The sequence below is a fragment of the Ferruginibacter sp. HRS2-29 genome (assembly GCF_024343615.1).
Taxonomy (GTDB): Bacteria; Bacteroidota; Bacteroidia; order Chitinophagales; family Chitinophagaceae; genus Ferruginibacter.
In genome coordinates this window covers 35,174-53,741 of the sequence record NZ_RJUB01000012.1, presented here as the reverse complement: position 1 = coordinate 53,741, position 18,568 = coordinate 35,174, and the positions used below count along the sequence as shown (strand labels likewise).

At 44.6% G+C, this 18,568-nt stretch carries 13 protein-coding genes; 5 read left to right on the top strand and 8 right to left on the bottom strand.

Going from position 1 to position 18,568, the window contains the following annotated elements; all coding sequences use genetic code 11:
- Positions 1 to 10: 10 nt before the first annotated feature.
- From EGI32_RS06510 to thrS, 4 genes are all read right to left on the bottom strand, one after another.
- Positions 11 to 958 carry an alpha/beta fold hydrolase gene (locus tag EGI32_RS06510; protein WP_255154575.1) on the bottom strand — a complete coding sequence of 316 codons (948 nt, stop codon included), beginning with the start codon at positions 956 to 958 and terminating at the stop codon, positions 11 to 13.
- Between the two features lie 217 nt (positions 959 to 1,175).
- On the bottom strand, positions 1,176 to 1,919 hold the full coding sequence (rluF, locus tag EGI32_RS06505; protein ID WP_255154574.1) for a 23S rRNA pseudouridine(2604) synthase RluF: 744 nt from the start codon (positions 1,917 to 1,919) through the stop codon (positions 1,176 to 1,178).
- Positions 1,920 to 2,103: 184 nt separating this feature from the next.
- Positions 2,104 to 2,754, bottom strand: a complete 651-nt coding sequence (infC, locus tag EGI32_RS06500) for a translation initiation factor IF-3 (RefSeq protein ID WP_255154573.1) — start codon at positions 2,752 to 2,754, stop codon at positions 2,104 to 2,106.
- 153 nt (positions 2,755 to 2,907) lie between these two features.
- Entirely contained in the window at positions 2,908 to 4,860 is a 1,953-nt protein-coding gene (gene thrS, locus EGI32_RS06495) for a threonine--tRNA ligase (protein WP_255154572.1), read from the bottom strand.
- A 120-nt stretch (positions 4,861 to 4,980) separates the two neighbouring features.
- On the opposite strand from thrS, the gene EGI32_RS06490 reads away from it, so the two are divergent.
- Both EGI32_RS06490 and EGI32_RS06485 read left to right on the top strand, forming a co-directional pair.
- Positions 4,981 to 6,039 (top strand): hypothetical protein, encoded by a 1,059-nt coding sequence (locus EGI32_RS06490; protein WP_255154571.1) that lies wholly within the window; start codon positions 4,981 to 4,983, stop codon positions 6,037 to 6,039.
- Positions 6,040 to 6,176: 137 nt separating this feature from the next.
- Entirely contained in the window at positions 6,177 to 7,121 is a 945-nt protein-coding gene (locus tag EGI32_RS06485) for an ion channel (protein ID WP_255154570.1), read from the top strand.
- A 132-nt stretch (positions 7,122 to 7,253) separates the two neighbouring features.
- Here the strand turns inward: EGI32_RS06485 and EGI32_RS06480 are convergent, their stop codons facing one another.
- The 3 genes from EGI32_RS06480 to EGI32_RS06470 all read right to left on the bottom strand — a co-directional run bounded on the left by EGI32_RS06480 (position 7,254) and on the right by EGI32_RS06470 (position 11,463).
- Positions 7,254 to 9,611 (bottom strand): TonB-dependent receptor, encoded by a 2,358-nt coding sequence (locus EGI32_RS06480; RefSeq protein ID WP_255154569.1) that lies wholly within the window; start codon positions 9,609 to 9,611, stop codon positions 7,254 to 7,256.
- A 144-nt stretch (positions 9,612 to 9,755) separates the two neighbouring features.
- Positions 9,756 to 10,370, bottom strand: a complete 615-nt coding sequence (locus EGI32_RS06475; RefSeq protein WP_255154568.1) for a DUF3347 domain-containing protein — start codon at positions 10,368 to 10,370, stop codon at positions 9,756 to 9,758.
- Between the two features lie 94 nt (positions 10,371 to 10,464).
- Positions 10,465 to 11,463 carry a D-glycerate dehydrogenase gene (locus EGI32_RS06470; protein WP_255154567.1) on the bottom strand — a complete coding sequence of 333 codons (999 nt, stop codon included), beginning with the start codon at positions 11,461 to 11,463 and terminating at the stop codon, positions 10,465 to 10,467.
- A 156-nt stretch (positions 11,464 to 11,619) separates the two neighbouring features.
- On the opposite strand from EGI32_RS06470, the gene EGI32_RS06465 reads away from it, so the two are divergent.
- The 3 genes from EGI32_RS06465 (at position 11,620) to EGI32_RS06455 (ending at position 15,821) form a co-directional block, all read left to right on the top strand.
- Positions 11,620 to 13,551, top strand: a complete 1,932-nt coding sequence (locus tag EGI32_RS06465; RefSeq protein ID WP_255154566.1) for an ABC-F family ATP-binding cassette domain-containing protein — start codon at positions 11,620 to 11,622, stop codon at positions 13,549 to 13,551.
- Positions 13,552 to 13,772: 221 nt separating this feature from the next.
- Positions 13,773 to 14,471 (top strand): hypothetical protein, encoded by a 699-nt coding sequence (locus EGI32_RS06460; RefSeq protein ID WP_255154565.1) that lies wholly within the window; start codon positions 13,773 to 13,775, stop codon positions 14,469 to 14,471.
- Between the two features lie 255 nt (positions 14,472 to 14,726).
- Positions 14,727 to 15,821, top strand: a complete 1,095-nt coding sequence (locus EGI32_RS06455; RefSeq protein ID WP_255154564.1) for a DUF6515 family protein — start codon at positions 14,727 to 14,729, stop codon at positions 15,819 to 15,821.
- Positions 15,822 to 15,972: 151 nt separating this feature from the next.
- On the opposite strand, the gene EGI32_RS06450 is transcribed toward EGI32_RS06455, so the two are convergent.
- Positions 15,973 to 18,486, bottom strand: a complete 2,514-nt coding sequence (locus EGI32_RS06450; RefSeq protein ID WP_255154563.1) for a DNA gyrase/topoisomerase IV subunit A — start codon at positions 18,484 to 18,486, stop codon at positions 15,973 to 15,975.
- Between the last annotated feature and the right edge of the window lie 82 nt (positions 18,487 to 18,568).

The following is an 18,568-nucleotide window of genomic DNA, read 5'->3' as shown; positions in this document are numbered from 1 at the left end:
CAGATCCGTGCTATTTCAGAAATGCTGAAATACTATTTTCAAACGCCGTAATATCCTGAACATGAGGGATATGCCCGACACCCGCTATTTCTTTCAGCATACTTCCTTTGATCTTTGCATGCGCCATTTTACCGAGCGAAGGATAATCGCCATATTTCTTTTTGCCGGCGTCATCCAGTTGATCTTTACCAACAACCGTTCTGTCTGCCTGCCCGATGATCAACAACGTTGGTACAACAAGCCTGTCAAATTCATACAGCACGGGTTGTTCATAGATCATCTGGTAAGTAAAGGCATTGGCCCGGGCAATGTTGTCGAACTGCGGAGAATTAAGATCAGCAGCCTGCGCCTGCACATACTGCTCATACTCCGGTTTCCATTCCGGATAATAGGATTGCTGGTATTTTTTATACGATTCATAGGTGGCCTTTTTTTCTTTCGATAATAATTTTTCAAAAGACTGGTAAGGCACAAACGTTTTGTAATCTTCCAGCCCGATCGGGTTTTCGAGGATGAGTTTTTCCACCATCGACGGAAACATCAGCGCAAACCTGGCTGCCAGCATACCACCCATGGAATGGCCGAGCACAATGGTTTGTTTTATACCCAGGCTATCGAGTAATATTTTGGTATTGTTCGCCAAAAGATGAAAACTGTAATGAATATCAGGATGGTCCGATTTCCCCCATCCTACCTGGTCGGGAATGATGATTCGGTACCCAAGCTTCGTAAAAAACGGAATCACATTTTTCCAGTAATATCCATTGAAGTTTTTGCCGTGCAGCAAAAGGATATTCTTGCCGGTTTCCTTTGCAGGACGGACGTCCATGTACGACATGTTCACCTTTCGGCCTTCGATCGACAGGGAAAAAGTATTGGATGCTGAAGGATATTCAATTTGTGTGTGACCAAAAAAGAAAAGATGCATGAGCAGTGCGGTGGCGAGACTTTTTTTCATGAGCTAAACCCTGAAATAATTGTGCCATTCCTTACCCCCACGCCATTAATGCGGGGCAGGCGCGGAGAACATGAGGGAGCAGAGTTTTCGCAGAGATGAATTTCCGATAGTATAGTCTTGATGAAATATTTATAGCTTCGAAGGTTTCACTATTCACTATTCACCATTCACTATTCACTATTTACTATTCACTATTCACCATTCACCATTCACCAAATCATTCTCCCATCGACTCACTCACTTCACCTCCGGCCGTTTTGCTGCTGTTTGCCACCATGCTGTTGATGGCTTCGAGTTCCTGCGGACTGAAAAAACGCCATTTGCCTGTTGGCAAACCACTTAGTGTGATGTTCATGATACGTACACGTTTGAGCGCAGTCACCCGGTAATCGAGGGCTTCGCACATACGCCTTATCTGCCTGTTGAGCCCCTGCGTAAGGATGATCTTGAAACGGTTGTCGCCTTCCTGTTTTACAAAACAAGGAGCTGTAACGGTTCCTAATATCTTCACCCCGTTCCGCATTTTTTTTATAAAATCGGGCGTGATGGGTTTATCTACATTCACCACATATTCTTTCTCATGGCCATTGCCGGCACGCAATATCTTGTTGACGATATCGCCGTCATTCGTCAGGAATATCAGCCCTTCCGAAAGTTTATCAAGTCTTCCTATCGGGAAAATTCTCGTCTTGAAATTTACAAAATCGATGATATTCGTTTTGTCTTTGAGGTCGGTGGTGCAGGTAACGCCCTTGGGTTTATTGAGTAAAATATATACCGGCGCTTTTTTCTTTTTCAACGGCTCGCCATCAATTTTCACCACATCCCCTTCTTCCACACGATTGCCTTTATCGGCATCACGGCCGTTGATGGTAACGCGGCATTCTTCGATGTAGCGGTCGGCTTCCCTGCGGCTGCAGAAACCGGAATCGCTGATGTATTTGTTTAAACTGATACTCATAAATCAATTACGAATGTATAATTACGAATGACGAATGAAAAGAACGCGCCATTGGCACGTTCCTACAGATCTATCAAAATTGTTTGCGAATGAAAAACTTTTGAAAAACATAAAAAATTTCGAAGGTTTGACCATTCACTATTCACCATTCACAAAAAAGGGAAACGTTAGTTTCCCTTTTAACTTATTCCGGTTTCGCTTCCGGTGCCGCTTCAGGAGCGGGTTTATCTTCTTTTATCAGTTTACCAAGTCCCTGGTCTTTTTTCTTGCTTTGCGCTTTTGGTGCAAACATGACCAGCATCCTCTTACCTTCCATCTTTGGCAAACCTTCCAACGCACCTACATCTTTCAGGCTATCGGCAAATTTCAGCAATAACAATTCGCCCCTTTCCTTGAACATGATCGCACGGCCTTTGAACTGTACGTGTGCTTTTACCTTATCTCCGTCTTTCAGGAATTTTTCGGCATGTTTCACTTTAAATTCAAAATCGTGGTCATCTGTATTTGGGGTAAAACGAATTTCTTTTACTTCACTCGTTTTGGCTTTCGCCTTCATTTCTTTTTTCTTCTTCTTCTCTTCGTACAGGAATTTGTTGTAATCGATGATCCTGCACACCGGCGGGTTAGCACCTGGTGAGATTTCAACAAGATCCAGTTCCTGGTCTTTCGCGATACGCATCGCATCCTGTAAGGAATAAACTCCCGGCTCGATGTTTTCGCCGATCAACCTCACTTCAGGCACCTTGATCATATGATTGGTACGGTGCTCCTGCTGTTGTTCTTTTTTAAATCGTGGATTAAACGCTCCCCGGGGCGGTCTTGGTGGAAATGCCATTTAGATTTTTTAATTTACAATGTTGTTTATTTTTTATTACACGAATTTTGCGAATTACACGAATTAGCGAAGAAACTTTTTATCCCAAAAGAATGCTGTCATTGCGAAGCTTTATTTCGATTCGCCCTTGTCGACATTCTTAATTCGTAATTATTAATTCGTAATTGATTCGTTTCCTCTTCTCTCCTTGATTTCCTGAACCAGCTCTGCCACAAATTCATCCAGTCCTTTCACACCGGCATCGCCTTTCCCTTGTCTGCGAACCGCTACCTGGCGCTCGTTCATTTCTTTTTCTCCTACTACCAGCATGTAAGGCACTTTTGCCATTTCGGTATCGCGGATCTTCTTCCCGATCTTTTCATTACGGTCGTCGATTTCTACACGAATATCTGCTTTTTTTAGCGTTTCCAAAATAGTATTTGCATAATCCATGAATTTATCGCTGATAGGCAATATTTTCACCTGTAATGGCGCCAGCCATGCCGGAAATTTACCCGCATAATGTTCCAGCAGGAACCCGATGAAACGCTCGTGCGTACCCAGCGGCGCCCGGTGGATGATCAACGGAACATCCTGTCCATTCTCCTTATTATTATAAGAAAGCTTGAATTTGTTGCCACTGTTGAAATCTACCTGGTTGGTTGCCAGCGTAAATTCACGGCCGATCGCACTCCATATCTGAACGTCAATTTTCGGACCATAAAAAGCCGCTTCGTCCTGAACTTCAATGTACGGGATGTTGGAATCGATGAGCACCTGGCGCACCATATCTTCGGTTTCCTTCCATAATTCCGGTTCATTCACATATTTCTGTCCCAGCTTCGCCGGATCGTGGAGGCTTAACCTCATCACGTATTTATCTACTCCAAAAATGCCGAAGTATTTGATATACATTTCATTGACCGCCCTGAACTCTTCCGCGAACTGCTCCTTGCTGCAATAGATATGCGCATCGTTCATATGCAGGCAACGCACCCTCATCAGCCCAAACAATTCGCCGCTTTGCTCATAACGATAACAGGTTCCATATTCCGCTATGCGGAAAGGCAGGTCTTTGTAACTCTTGGGTTCCGCGTCAAAGATCTTATGGTGATGCGGGCAGTTCATCGCTTTCAGGTAATATTTTGTACCATCCAGTTCCATCGGCGGAAACATGCTATCCGCATAATACGGAAGATGCCCGCTGGTGAGGTACATACTTTCCTTGGCGATATGCGGGGTAACCACCCGTTTGTACCCTGCCGCTTTTTCGGTCTCTTTCGCCAGTGTTTCCAGTTCTTCAATAATGATAGTACCATTGGGCAACCACAAAGGCAGGCCCTGGCCCACATCATCGTTCATAGTATAAATACCCAGCTCTTTTCCAAGCTTGCGGTGATCGCGTTTCTTTGCTTCTTCGAGCATCGCCAGGTATTCGTCCAGCTCTTTTTGCGCCGGGAACGAAACACCGTAAACACGGGTCAACTGCTTATTTTTTTCATCGCCTTTCCAGTATGCTCCGGCAACACTCATCAGCTTTACAGCTTTGATGAAACCGGTATTCGGGATATGCGGCCCCCGGCAGAGATCGGTAAAACCGCCCTGGCTGTACAAAGTGATATTGCCATCCTGCAGGTTGCTCAGCAGGTCCAGTTTATATTCATCGCCTTTTTCCGTAAACAACTGCACCGCTTCATCTTTTGAGATCGGCTTGCGCAGGTATGGGTTCGCCTGTTTGGCCAGTTCACCCATCTTTTTTTCCAGTTTTACCAGGTCTTCATCTGTCATCACATTATCGCCCAGATCCATATCGTAATAAAACCCTTTTTCCACAGCGGGGCCTACCCAGAATTTCACACCGGGATACATGGTTTCCACCGCTTCAGCCATCAGATGCGCCGTAGAATGCCAGAAAGTAGATTTAGCGTCCGTATCGTCCCACGTCAGCAGTTTCAACGAAACATCCTTGTTAAGGGGCCTTGAGGCATCCCACACTTCGCCATCGACATTCGCTGCCAATACTTTTCTTGCCAGTCCTTCACTGATAGATTTCGCTACGTCCAAAGCCGAAACGCCTTGCTCGTACTCTCTTACAGAACCATCTGGTAGTGTTACTTTGATCATCATTTAATTAATACGGTGTATTTTTAAAGTGCAAATTTAACGAAGTCTTTAGTAATGAAAAGGATAAATCAAAGTTTTCAAGGTTTAAATGCTGTTAATTTGTAGTTCGAAATTTTTTGTTACATGAAGTCTTTGTTACTCTCCCTGATTTTTACCGGCATTTGCATCACCGTTTCAGCCCAGGATTTTACCGGCCAATGGAAAGGTGAATTCATTGATAAAAGCTCGTCTACAAAGAGTTGGGCGGGCGACAAATGCGAATATGTGCTCGACCTGGAGTTCAAAGGAAACCAGGTATCAGGTTTTTCTTATACCTATTTTAATGGTGATGGCAAACGGTTGTACACCATTTGCCGCCTTAAAGGCACCGTAGACAAATCAAAAAATTATGTAGAAATAGAAGAAGTGGAACGCACCAAAACGAATGTTCCTGTACAGTTCAGCAACTGCTTCCAGGTGCACCGCCTTACCTACACCAAAACCGCCGATGGCGAAAGCCTTGCCGGTAGCTGGGTTCCGGCCCCCAACCAGTCTGGCGGATGCGGGTATGGCACCACAGCGCTCTACAAACGTACACTGAGGTCAAGCATTCCTAAATTCAACAGCACCCCGAAATCCGGAGTGGCAAAAACTACCCCGTCAAAAACACCTGCAAAAACATCCACGGCTACCGCTAAAAAACCGGCTGCTACCCCACCGGTTGCCAAAGTAACCACACCCAAAAAGAATGTTCCCGAAACCAGTCTTACCCCCAACAAAGGAAATATGCCTGTGGAAAGCACACCATCCGTTCAGGTACCGGTAACCATCAATAACATTCCCTTGAATTATGAGAAAAGGGGGAATGCTTTGCTGAAGACACTTGAAGTGGAAAATGATGTGGTGAAGGTAGAATTGTACGATAACGGTGAAGTGGACGGCGACAGCATTTCCCTTTACTACAACAACGAATTATTGCTGGGCAAAAAACGGCTGACCACAAAACCTATCACGCTCAACCTGACTGTACCTGCTGGCAGCAATGTGAACGAACTGGTGATGTTTGCCGAAAATCTCGGCACCATCCCTCCAAATACAGCATTGATGGTCGTTACCGACGGAACAAAACGTTACGAAGTAAGGATCACTTCGGATTTGCAGAAAAGCGGAACAATCAGATTTGTTCATAAGAAGAACAATTAGGCTGAATTAATAATTAATAATTTTTCCGGATTGCTGTTTATTGAAGCGTTCGGAATTACATTTGTTTGTATCAATAAGAATAATAGAGTTCCTCAGGTTTTCCAATTATTCATTATTAATTATTAATTATTAACTGAATGGGCTTTTCTAAAAACAAACAACTCAAGGAGCTGGACAACACCGGCTACTCCAACAATAATCAAAGTCTTGATGGCAGGTTCCTGAATAAAGACGGCACTTCCAATGTGATCAAATCGGGACTGAATCCTTTCGAGCGTTTCAGTATTTATCATTACATGCTGAAACTACCCAACTGGAAATTTTTCCTGCTGATCTTTTTATTCTACACTGTCATCAACTTCCTGTTCGCCTGCATTTATTACCTCATCGGACTGGATAAAATGAATGGCCTGATACAAGGCACTCCTTTCGAGAATTTTGAAGAAGCTTATTTCTTTTCGGCACAAACGCTTACTACTGTCGGGTACGGCCGAATCAGCCCGATAGGCCTGCTGGCAAATACCGTATCATCACTGGAAGCGCTCATCGGTATCATGACACTCGCTATCATCACCGGCCTGCTATACGGAAGATTCGTAAACCCCAAAGCATTCATCCGCTACAGCCACAATGCACTTATAGCGCCTTTCCAGGAAGGAAAAGCATTGATGTTCCGGCTGGCGCCAACAAAGAACAGCACATTATCCGAACTAACGGCTACGGTTACACTAACCATGAATGTGGATCAGAATGGTGTACTCACCACCAAGTTCTTTTCATTGCCGCTGCAGCTGGATAAGGTAATGTCACTCGCCCTCAGCTGGACGGTTGTGCACCCCATCAATGAAGATAGCCCGCTGTATAATTTATCCAAAAAAGAGATCGATGATTCCAAAGTGCAGGTGCTGGTAAACATCCGTGCATTTGATGAAGGATACTCCAATACCGTGGTTTCACGCACCAGTTATACCTGGCACGAGATCGTCTATGATGCAAAGTTCAACCCGATGTTCAGGAAGATGCCGGATGATTCGGCGATACTGCTGGAGCTGGAGAAGATCAATGATTATTCGAGAATTTGATTACACGAATTTTTTCGAATTACACGAATTACACGAATTCTTGAAAAAGCTTTATAGGAAATATCGCGTTTTTTCGCGAATTCATGTAATTCGTGTAATCCATCTGCCGCAGGCAGATACTAATTCGTGTAATTAAAATTTAAAGTTCCATGTCACCGCCGGTATTACCGGAAATATCGACACCTGTTTTGCCTGTACTTTCAACGAGCCATCATACGGGCTGCCGGATTGATCGAAATAGATGAAGTAAGGATTCTGCCGGCTGTATACATTGTAAATACTAAAGACCCATTCCGTTTTCCATTTACGGTTTTCATTCTTTTTAGGGGTTAATACCGCGGAAAGGTCAAGACGATGGTAAGATGGAAGCCTGTACTGGTTTATGCTGCTGTATTCCTGCGACAATACACCGCCGATGATATAAAATCGTTGAGGCAACGTGGCGGCGTTACCTGTGCCATAAACAAAGCTACCGGAGAGTTTCCATTTTTTATTCAGTTCATACATCGCCACGATGCTCATGTCGTTCCTGCGATCATATTTTGCAGGGTATTTATTTCCCGCATTCAATGCCGGGAATTTACGCCAGGTATAACTGAATGTGTAACCGATCCAGCCCGTAAACCTGCCTTTCACCTTATTGATGAAAAGTTCCGAACCATAGCTCCATCCTTTTCCAAAAACAAAATCGTCTTCCGTATCCGACAGAGTATTGGGTGTATAACCTTCGCGGTACTCGATCTGGTTTTGCATCTGTTTGTAATAAAACTCGATGGAAGTCTCGTAAGTATTATTCTTAAAATTCCTGAACAAGCCGGCGGCATACAACCAACTCTGCTGCGGCTTTACCTTGTAGGTACTCGGCACCCAGATATCTGTTGGCAATGTAGTACCGGCATTGCTCACCAGGTGGATGTATTGCAGGTTACGCGTAACAGAAGCTTTTACGGAAGTGGCTTCGTCTATGCTATACCGTAAGGTCAGCCTCGGCTCGAACCCTCCGTAGGTTTTCACGGCTTTTCCCCCACTATATACGGTGCTGTCGATGCGGTTGCCATCTGCATCCGTGATGTATTTTTTATATGGACCAACCTGTTGGAAAGCACTGTAACGCAAACCGATATTGGCTTTCAGCCGGCTGCTGATATCCCAGTCGTCCTGTACATAAGCAGCCACTTCATGAGCAAATTTCACCTGCGCATTTAACGGGTTGAACACCACTGTATCCTGTTGGCCACTGATGATCGACGGAGTAAAACGATGGTAAGTATACATGCCACCAAACTTCAACTTATGTTTGGAGAATGGATAAAAATCAAAATCCTGCTTCAGGCTGAAGTCACGGATACCTGAGGCAAGTTTTATCTGGAAATTATTCTGTAACCCCGTAAAGCTGAATTTATAATCGTTGAACACCGCGGTGGTATTGGCGAAGAGTTTGTTGTTGAAAACATGGTTCCAGCGGAAAGTACCGGTAGCATTTCCCCAGGGGATATTCACATTCAGGCTTTGCCTGCTGTTTTTAAAATCGAATACATCGCGTCCAAAATAACCACTCAGGTAAATACGGTCCTTCTCGCTGAATTTATAATTGAACTTTGCATTGAGATCATAGAAATAATATCCCGAACCATAAAACTGGCTCGACTTTTTTACGAATGGTTTCGCGATGGCATCCACATAAGTGCGCCTCGCCGAAATGATGAACGAAGACTTATCTTTTTTGATCGGCCCCTGAATAGAAAATCTCGACGCGATCAGCCCTATGCCGCCCTCCACCTGCATCTTCTGATTGTTGCCTTCTTTCATCGACACATCCAGCACACTTGATAACCTGCCGCCATATTGCGCCGGCATACCACCTTTTATCAGCGACACATTCTTGATCGCATCCGCATTAAAAATAGAAAAGAAGCCGAAAAGATGGCCAGTGTTATATACAACTGCATCATCCAGCATGATAAGGTTCTGATCTGGTCCACCGCCACGCACATAAATGCCCGCACTCCCCTCCCCTGCATTGCGTACGCCGGGCAGCAACTGTACTACCTTCAGCAGGTCCACTTCGCCCAGGAAAGCCGGCACGGACCTTATCTGCTCGATGGGCAAAGTTATTTTTCCCATCTGCGCATTCCTGATATTACTTTCCCGCTTGGTGGCGGTAACGATCACTTCTTCAGACAAAGCCACCCCGGGCGTGAGTGAAATATTGATGACCGTATCTTTGTTAAGATTTGTGCGGAACACGGTGGCCTGGTAACCGATATGCGTGCTGATAAAAGTATACTCGCCTTCCGTAAGTGTGATGGAGTAAAAACCGTACTGGTTACTGCTTACAGCCTTACTATTGCCATTAATGGAAATGGTTGCGCCAATAATCGTTTCACCGCTGGCAGCATCCTTTATATATCCACTGACGGTATGCCGGCTTTGCGCAGCAGAACTTAAGGCAATACAGGAAACGATGCTCAGCAGGAATAAATATTTCATTGAAAATAAATAAGAAATAAAAAACTTTAAATAAGAAATAAGAAAGTCAGCATCAGGAAATAATGAAGGTCCGGTTATCGGGAATAATACAAACTGAAAGTCCCACTTCCTTATTTTTTATTTCTTATTACTTATTTTGTATTTCTATTTAGCAAATATGGAATCTTTCACTTCGCCGCAATGCAGCATGGTAGCCTTGTGTTTGGGATCGTTTTTCCCAAGATAAGGGTTCACCACTTCATCGCTGTTGCTGATCCAGTTGGCAGCCTTATCGTCGCCAAAAGCCATCGGGCAATTTTGCAGGTATAGTTTTTCCCCTTCGTAATTGATCGATTTGAAAAACCCCGGGTACATCATTTCTGTCACCATGCTGAAATCCATACGCATTTCTGTAATGTTGGTTTGTTTCAGCAGGGATTGTGCATTTGATCTTATATCGTTAACACTCGCCTGCGCCGTTTCGAAAATGCTGGCCGTATCTTTTTTAAGTTCATCTAGCGGAATACTGTCAAGTGCGCTGATGAACGCCTCCGTATTTTTTTTCGCGGCAGCGGTATCCCCTTCCACAAAGGCATTTTTAATGGCGAGGTAATCATTCACCAGCTTATCTACACTCTTATTGAATGTTTCGGAATGTTTCTTTAACACGATCGCTGCCTGTTTAGGCGCCCTCGGCCCAGACTCTTTTTTTCTTAACATGAACCAATAAACGCTTACTGCCACCAATACGGCAACGAGTAAAAAAAGGAGTCTTTTCATATGTTTTTTTTGTAAAGTTAAAGCACTATTTACACGAATTATGCGAATTAGTTTATATAATTGGAGAATCCCTATGATTTTCCAACGTTAATGATTAATTTTTAACCTCTAATTTTAAATTTGCATAAATTTCTTCATTCACCACAAACGGCAACCTTTCTCCTGCCAGCCCGGCCAATATATTCCTTGCGGCAATCACAGACATCGCGTTTCTTGTTTCCACCGTTGCGGAGCCAATATGCGGCAGCACTGCTACATTCGGCATGCTCAACAATACATTCGAGGGATCCATCGGTTCCGGATTGGTCACATCCAGTCCTGCTCCCCAGATCAGCTTTTGTTCCAATGCCTGTATCAGGTCTGCTTCATTGTGAATTGCCCCGCGGGCTGTGTTTATAAAAATGGAACCGGGTTTCATCTTTTTAAAAACACCGATGTCAAAGAGGCCTTTTGTTTCGGGAGTGAGCGCCGTATGTACGGTCAGTATATCACTTTGCGCCAGCAATTCATCAAAAGAAACCTTTACTGCGCCCAATTCCTGCTCGGCTTTGAGATTGTTTCCACGATTGTGATAGATCACTTTCATCCCGTATGCACCTACACATTTACGCGCCATTTCAAAGCCGATGCTTCCCAATCCGAATACGCCCAGTGTTTTTCCTTTTATCTCAATGCCAAGTCCGGCAGTGGGCTCAAAAAATCCCCAGTTGCCTTCCAATATACGTTTGTGCTCAGAGAACGCTTTGCGGCTGGTTGCCAGCATGAGCAGGAAAGCCGTATCAGCGGTGGCATCACTCAATACTCCGGGGGTATTGCCGATCGGGATCCTGAGAGCAGTAGCGGCCGCAATGTCCACCTGGTCGAACCCTACAGAATGGAGGGCGATCACCTTGAGATGTTTGCAGGCCTCCAGGAAAGCAGCATCGATCTTACTGGGACCGGCACTCAATAAAGCATCATTTTTCAGGCAAAAATCAATGAGTTCGGATGGAAGCAGGTCACGCTTCTCTTCCCATATGGTGATGGTATGGCCAGATTGTTCCAATAGCTGAAGGCCCGCCTGAGGTATTTTTCTTGTGAGGAAGATGTTCATGGTGTAAAGTTACGGGTTGCGGTTATCAATTGCCCCGGACTTAAGTTCGGGGCAATTGATAACCGCAATCATTTTGCCAAAGAACTCCAAAGATTTCACCATTCACTCTTCACCATTCACTAAATAAGTTACTTTTGCAAAAAAATACGAGTTAAAATGCTGTTAGGTTTACAAAATGTGACTTTTGAGTTTGGGGCAAGAACAATTGTGGAAGATGCTACCTGGCATATACAACCGGGTGAACGCATCGGGTTGATCGGTTACAACGGAACTGGTAAATCTACTTTATTGAAGGTGCTGACCGGCCAATACAGCCCTGCTGCCGGAACGGTAGAAAAAGGCCGTGAAACTTCCATCGGCTTCCTGAACCAGGATCTGCTTGGGTTTGAAACCAACGAATCCATTCTCGAAGTAGCTATGGGCGCTTTTGAAAAAGTGAAAGCGATTGAAAAGGAACTGGAAGTCGTAGGAGCGGAACTGGAAAAGACCGGCGATGAAAAGCTGGTGGAAAAATACAGCGATCTGTTACACGAAATGGATGTACTCGACGGGTACAGCATCCATCACCGTACTGAAGAAATATTGCAGGGACTGGGCTTTCAGAATGCCGACCTGCAGAAACCATACAAACTATTCAGCGGGGGCTGGCGCATGCGTGTGCTGCTGGCGAAAATGATCCTCATGAACCCTGATGTGCTGCTGCTCGATGAACCGACGAACCACCTTGATCTTCCGAGTATCGAATGGCTGGAAAAATACCTTTCGCATTATCCCGGTGCTGTGGTGATCGTAAGCCATGACCGTTTTTTCCTCGACAGGATGGTGAACAAAGTGGTGGAATTATACCAGCGCGAACTTCATTTTTACACCGGAAATTATTCGTACTACGAACAGGAAAAGCAGATAAGGATCGATATGCAGAAGAAGGCATACGAGAACCAGCAGGATTATATCCGCCAGAATGAACGTTTCGTAGAACGCTTTAAGGCGAAAGCCAGTAAGGCCGCGGCTGCGCAAAGTATTGTGAAGCGATTGGAAAAACTGGAACGCATTGAAGATGTGGAACTGGAAAGGCCGAATATGAAGATCAATTTTGCCGTGGAAAAACAACCGGGCAGAACGATCGTTACGCTGAAACATATCAATAAAAGCTTTAAGGAAATAGAGATCGTGAAAGATGCTCATGCGGAGATCGAACGGGGCGACAAGATCGCTCTCATCGGTGCCAACGGCAAGGGTAAATCTACCCTGCTAAGGATCATCGCCGATGCGGAAACCTTTGAAGGCGACCGTACGTGGGGACATAATGTACAGGAATCTTTCTATGCACAGCATCAGCTGGAAGCTTTGAACATGAACAATGATATCCTGGAAGAGTTAAAGGACGCCCGCAGCGGGAAAAATGACCTTGAGCTGAGGAGCCTGCTGGGAGCATTCCTGTTCAGTGGTGATACGGTAGAAAAGAAAATAAAAGTATTGAGTGGTGGTGAAAAAGCACGTGTGGCGCTGGCAAAAACCATTGCCAGCAAAGCGAATTTCCTGATGCTGGATGAGCCTACGAACCATCTGGATATTCATTCGGTAGACCTGCTCGCGGAGTCGTTGATCAAATATGAAGGCAGCATAGTACTGGTAAGCCACGACCGTTATTTCATCAGCAAACTGGCCAATAAGATCTGGGAGATCGAAGACCATAAGATCGTTGAATTCAAAGGCTCATACGCCGAATGGGAGGACTGGAAAGAACGCCGTGTAAAAGCGGAAGCTGAAGCAAAAAAAAACGCTAAGCCTGAAGAAAAAGTAGTGGCCAAGCCTGCGCCAAAGCCTGAACCGAAGCCTATCAGCAACGATGCTAAAAAAGAATTGCAGAAGGCAAGGACAGATTTTAAAAAACTGGAAGATAAACTGGTAACGCTGAATAAAAACAAGACGGAACTGGAAAATGCACTCGCGGATCCACAGGTATACGGCGACAAAAACAAATTTGTGCAAGCCGAAGCCAGCTACAAAAAAGCCGCCAAAGAACTGGATGATGCCAATGCGGAATATGAGGTGTTGTTTGAAAAAATAATGGAGCTTGGAGGGTAAATAGTCGGGGGTGACGGGTTGCGGGTAGTTTGAACATTAGAAACGATTATCCTTAGAACTGAAAATGATGGCAGTATAGTTCGTCTACTCTTCCTTCGCTGAAGGTTCGCTCAGGATATATCTTACATACCGGGTAAAGGCTGGATTGCCTGGCATACTGGTTTTATATGGAATTCCAATGAGGACGGCATCTTACAACACAAACATCCCTTCATACTAAGATGATTAAACTATTGGCCAGGTGCGCCATAGCTGCTCCATTTTTATTCCTGTTCCTGATTAGTTGTAAGTCAGGAAACTCCAACGCCCCGGGAAGCCGTGTGGCCACCAATACTGTAAATGCTGTAACCGCAGGTGATCTGGATTATTCTTCATTTTTAAAAAGGGTAAAAGAAAAGAATCGTTCCGCAGCAAATAAGCAGGTCTCGATACTTAAAGCGAACTTTTGCAAAATAATATCCGACAGCATTCCGGCATACTGGACAGGAACACCTTGGGATTTCAACGGCACTACCCGCCTGCCGCAAAGAGGCGCCATCGCCTGCGGATATTTTATAACCAATACGCTGGATGATATCGGTATCCCATTGAACAGGACCAGGCTGGCGCAGGAACCCTCTTCTGTATTGATCAAAGCCCTTTGTGTGAATATCACGCGGGTCGGTTCCCTCAAAAAACTTCAGCAATACGTATCAGCCTTTCCCGCTGATGCCGTTTTTATCATCGGACTTGACTTTCACACAGGTTACCTTCTTAAAGAGAATGGGATGCTATATTTCCTTCATTCCAATTACATGGGTAAAAAAGGGGTAATGAAAGAACCTATCGGGAGTTCACTTGCATTGAAAAACAGCCGTTCCTGGATGATCGGGTGTATAAGCGAAAATGAACTTTTACTGAGACGATCAAAATTCTTCTGACCGGGTGAAACGTTCCCCAAAACAGATAAAAAAAGAAGCGCAATCATATTTATTTTATCTTAATAACCAACACTTTATAATATTATTAAAAACCTTATACCTGATAATCAAATGATTATTAATTATTGAAAATAAAATATCCAATTTTTTCGATTTATCTGTTATAAATATGTGAAAGCCTGTACATTACAATTAAACTTGCAGCCTATTTGCTGTCTATAGGGTGTAAGTTTCTTACAATTAAACTCTAAGGACATGAAGACGATTCATCAAAAGTTCTTTTTACTACTTGCCATCAGCGGTCTTTTTGCCGTGCAGTCTTTTGCGCAGCGCATGGGCGAAAGGCGTTCATCTGGTGGTGGTACTGCAAGGAGCTTTACCCCATCAGGCAACAACCAGCCAAGATTCCAGCAGTCTCCGCGGTCAAATACTTCGCAACAGCCGCTAAGAAATAATAGCAGTTTTAACCAGCCGAGACCAGCTACTTCTCAACCGCCCCGCTCCGTAAGGCCGGCTACCGACTTCAATTCAAATTCGGGAGGTTATACTCCAAGGCCAAGGCCTACCCGCCCGCAGGCTTCGGTTGATAACCCAACACTGAATAGCAATCCAAGGCCTACACAGGTGACGGTTCAGAACCCCACAGGTAACAGCATTCCAAGGCCAAACCGTCCGCAGCCTGCGCCGCAGGTTCCAACAACGGCTAACCTGACACCTGCTGAGTCCCGCCCGAATACGATAAACAACAGGCCACCATACGCGAACAATAATTTCAACAATCGCCCGGGTGATAATATCAACACCCGCAGGGGAAGAGGTGGAAATACTTATGTATACAACGATTACAGGGGAAACAATTATTATAACAGGAATTATTACAGCAACAGGCCAAGGGTTGTTTACAATGCTTACAACCCGAGCTGGAGATATAATTACTATCCGAGAAGGCATACAAGGATAACAGTTTTCCCTTTTGCATACTCCTCTATTTTCTGGGGCGGATATAACTACCGCTATTACGATGGCCTCTTCTATCAGCCATTCGATAACTACTATAGCGTAGTAGCGCCACCGATCGGTATTTATATCAATACATTGCCTATCGGATATAGCAGGATATTGGTTCGCAATTACCCGTATTATTATTATAACGGTACTTATTACAACCAGGATAATGATCGTTACACGGTTGTACAGCCGCCATTGGGCGCTATTGTAGAAAGTATTCCGGAAGGGTATGAAACGATCGTGATTGATGGTGAAACATACTATAAAGTTGACGATGTACAATACAAACCCGTAGTGCAGGAAAACGGTGAGATATGGTACGAAGTCATTAAAGTCGGTTAATAATTGACAAGTACAAAAGAGCCCGCAGGATTTATCTTGCGGGCTCTTTTAACAGACGACGGACAACGGACCACTGACCACCGTCTCTAATTACCTGTAAATTCCTTACAAAGTCTCGAAGGTTTGACTATTCACCATTCACCACCATTCACTACTCGAAGAGCGCTCCCTGTCCTCCATCTTCAACAGGTTTGTCCCATTCCATTTCTACAGATTTTGAAAAGTCTACGAGCTTGGCCCCAACTGCTTTCCAGCCCATCACTTCCACCATCTTATCTACTTTGAATTTAGCCTTGTTGATAGATTGTCCACGGCCCGTCTGCACTTTCAATACGGGGTTTGGATCGGTGGTAACGGCTTCGAGCCTGTTATCTTTTCCTTCTTTGATGAAGAGGAATTTGCTGTTCAATGTGCTGGTTTCAATCTTGAAACGCTTGATGTTGAACTGTTGTTTTTCATTATCGAGATACACAGCGGTAATGACTTTTTCAGCGTCGTATTTTTCAATGAGTAATATCTTATCGGTTTCAAAACGCTGGGTGAGTTCCTGGTCTACAATCTCGTAATTACCATCGATGAATATCACCAGCAACCTGTCTTCCGCTTCAAACTTGCCAAGGTATTCGCCTTTTTCATCTGTATTCAGCCTGCCAAATTTATTATCGAACCATAGCTTCTTGGCATCCAGGGTTGATTTTCCGGCTTCCTTGAACTTTACCGATTTGATGGGGTATTTGGTTACCTGGTTGCCGATGCTTCCCCTGCCTTTTATTTCCAGTTCTTCAAAATAGAATTCAAGTTCTTTTTTCTTGGCGCTGCAATTAGGACTCAATACGATCTTAACAACTTCCGCTTCGCCGTTGGGATTGGTAGTGAAATAATGCACCCGGCTTTTTTCGGAGCCTTTGGTCAGATCATATTCTTTATCGCGGGTGACACCGGTGACGTTGAAACGTTTGGCATAACTCACGCCGGTTTTGCCATCCACATAGATCATATTGTAAGTGGTTCGTTCATCACCTTTCTGGAATACAGCCGCATGAATGATATCTTTTCCGATAAATACTTTATCAGAAACCTTCACTACTTTCATGATACCGGCTTTGGTAAATGCCACGATATCATCCAGGTCTGAAACTTCCGCGATCAGTTCATCTTTCTTCAAACCGGTACCGATAAAGCCATCCGCGAAATTCGCATACAGCTTGATATTCGCTATAGCAACAGATTTTGCCTGTATAGTATCGAATTGCCTGATCTCCGTCCGGCGTTCCCTGCCCTTGCCATATTTCTTCAGCAAGGTTTCAAAATACGCTACCGCAAAATCCACCAGGTTGGCCAGGTCGTGTTTTACAGCCCTGATCTCAGCCTCAAGATTTTTGATCTGCGCATTCAGTTCATCAATATCCAGGCGATAGATCCTTCGTACAGGCTTCTCCGTTAGTTTGATGATATCTTCACGGGTGATCTCCCTTTTCAGTTGTTTTTTGAAAGGGTCAAATCCTTTGTCGATCGCCACCAATACTTTTTCCCAGGTCTCGTGTTTCTTCTCCAGTTCCTTGTATATCTTTTCTTCGAAGAATATCTTTTCGAGTGAGGTATAATGCCATTTTTCCTGCAGTTCGGCCAGTTTTATCTCCAGTTCGCGGCGCAGCAATTCCTTGGTATTATCTGTAGCGATGCGCAACAATTCCGGCACGCCGAGGAACATCGGTTTGTTATTTACGATCACGCAGGCGTTCGGCGAAATGCTCACTTCACAATCTGTGAATGCATACAACGCATCGATGGTAATATCAGGCGAAATACCCGCTGCCAGTTCGATGATGATCTCCACATCGGCAGCCGTATGATCCGCTACTTTCCTGATCTTGATCTTCCCCTGGTCGTTAGCCTTCACGATGCTTTCCATCAGCTGAGTGGTGGTAACGCCATAAGGCACGCTACGGATCACGAGTGTTTTTTTATCGATCTCTTCTATCACTGACCGCACTCTTACTTTACCGCCCCTTCTACCTTCATTGTAATTGCTGGCATCCATGCTGCCACCGGTGAGGAAGTCCGGTAACAATTCAAACTTTTTACCGCGAAGGTATTTGATAGAAGCATCGATCAGCTCGCAAAAGTTGTGCGGCAATATTTTAGTTGCAAGGCCTACAGCGATACCTTCGGCACCTTGTGCCAGCAGCAAAGGAAACTTCATCGGAAGCGTGATGGGCTCGTTCTTACGTCCATCGTAACTCAATTGCCAATTGGTGGTTTTGGCATTGAAGGCAACCTCCAGTGCGAATTTGCTGAGCCTCGCTTCAATGTATCTCGGAGCAGCGGCATCATCGCCGGTACGCACATCTCCCCAGTTTCCCTGGGTTTCAATGAGCAGTTCTTTTTGCCCCATATTCACCAGGGCATCACCGATACTGGCATCTCCGTGAGGGTGGTATTGCATGCTCTGCCCGATAATATTGGCGACTTTATTAAAACGGCCGTCATCCATTTCTTTCATGGCATGCAGTATCCTGCGCTGTACAGGCTTCAGTCCGTCTTCGATAGCCGGTACCGCACGCTCCAATATTACATAGCTGGCATAATCCAGGAACCAGGTCTTGTATTGCCCGCTCACACCGGTTTCGCTGTGCTGGTATTCTTCTTTTTCTTTTTTAGCCATATTTTTATTACACGAATTTTTCGAATTACACGAATTACATGCAGTTTTTATTTACCTCAATTTTATAACAAACCCACGAAGG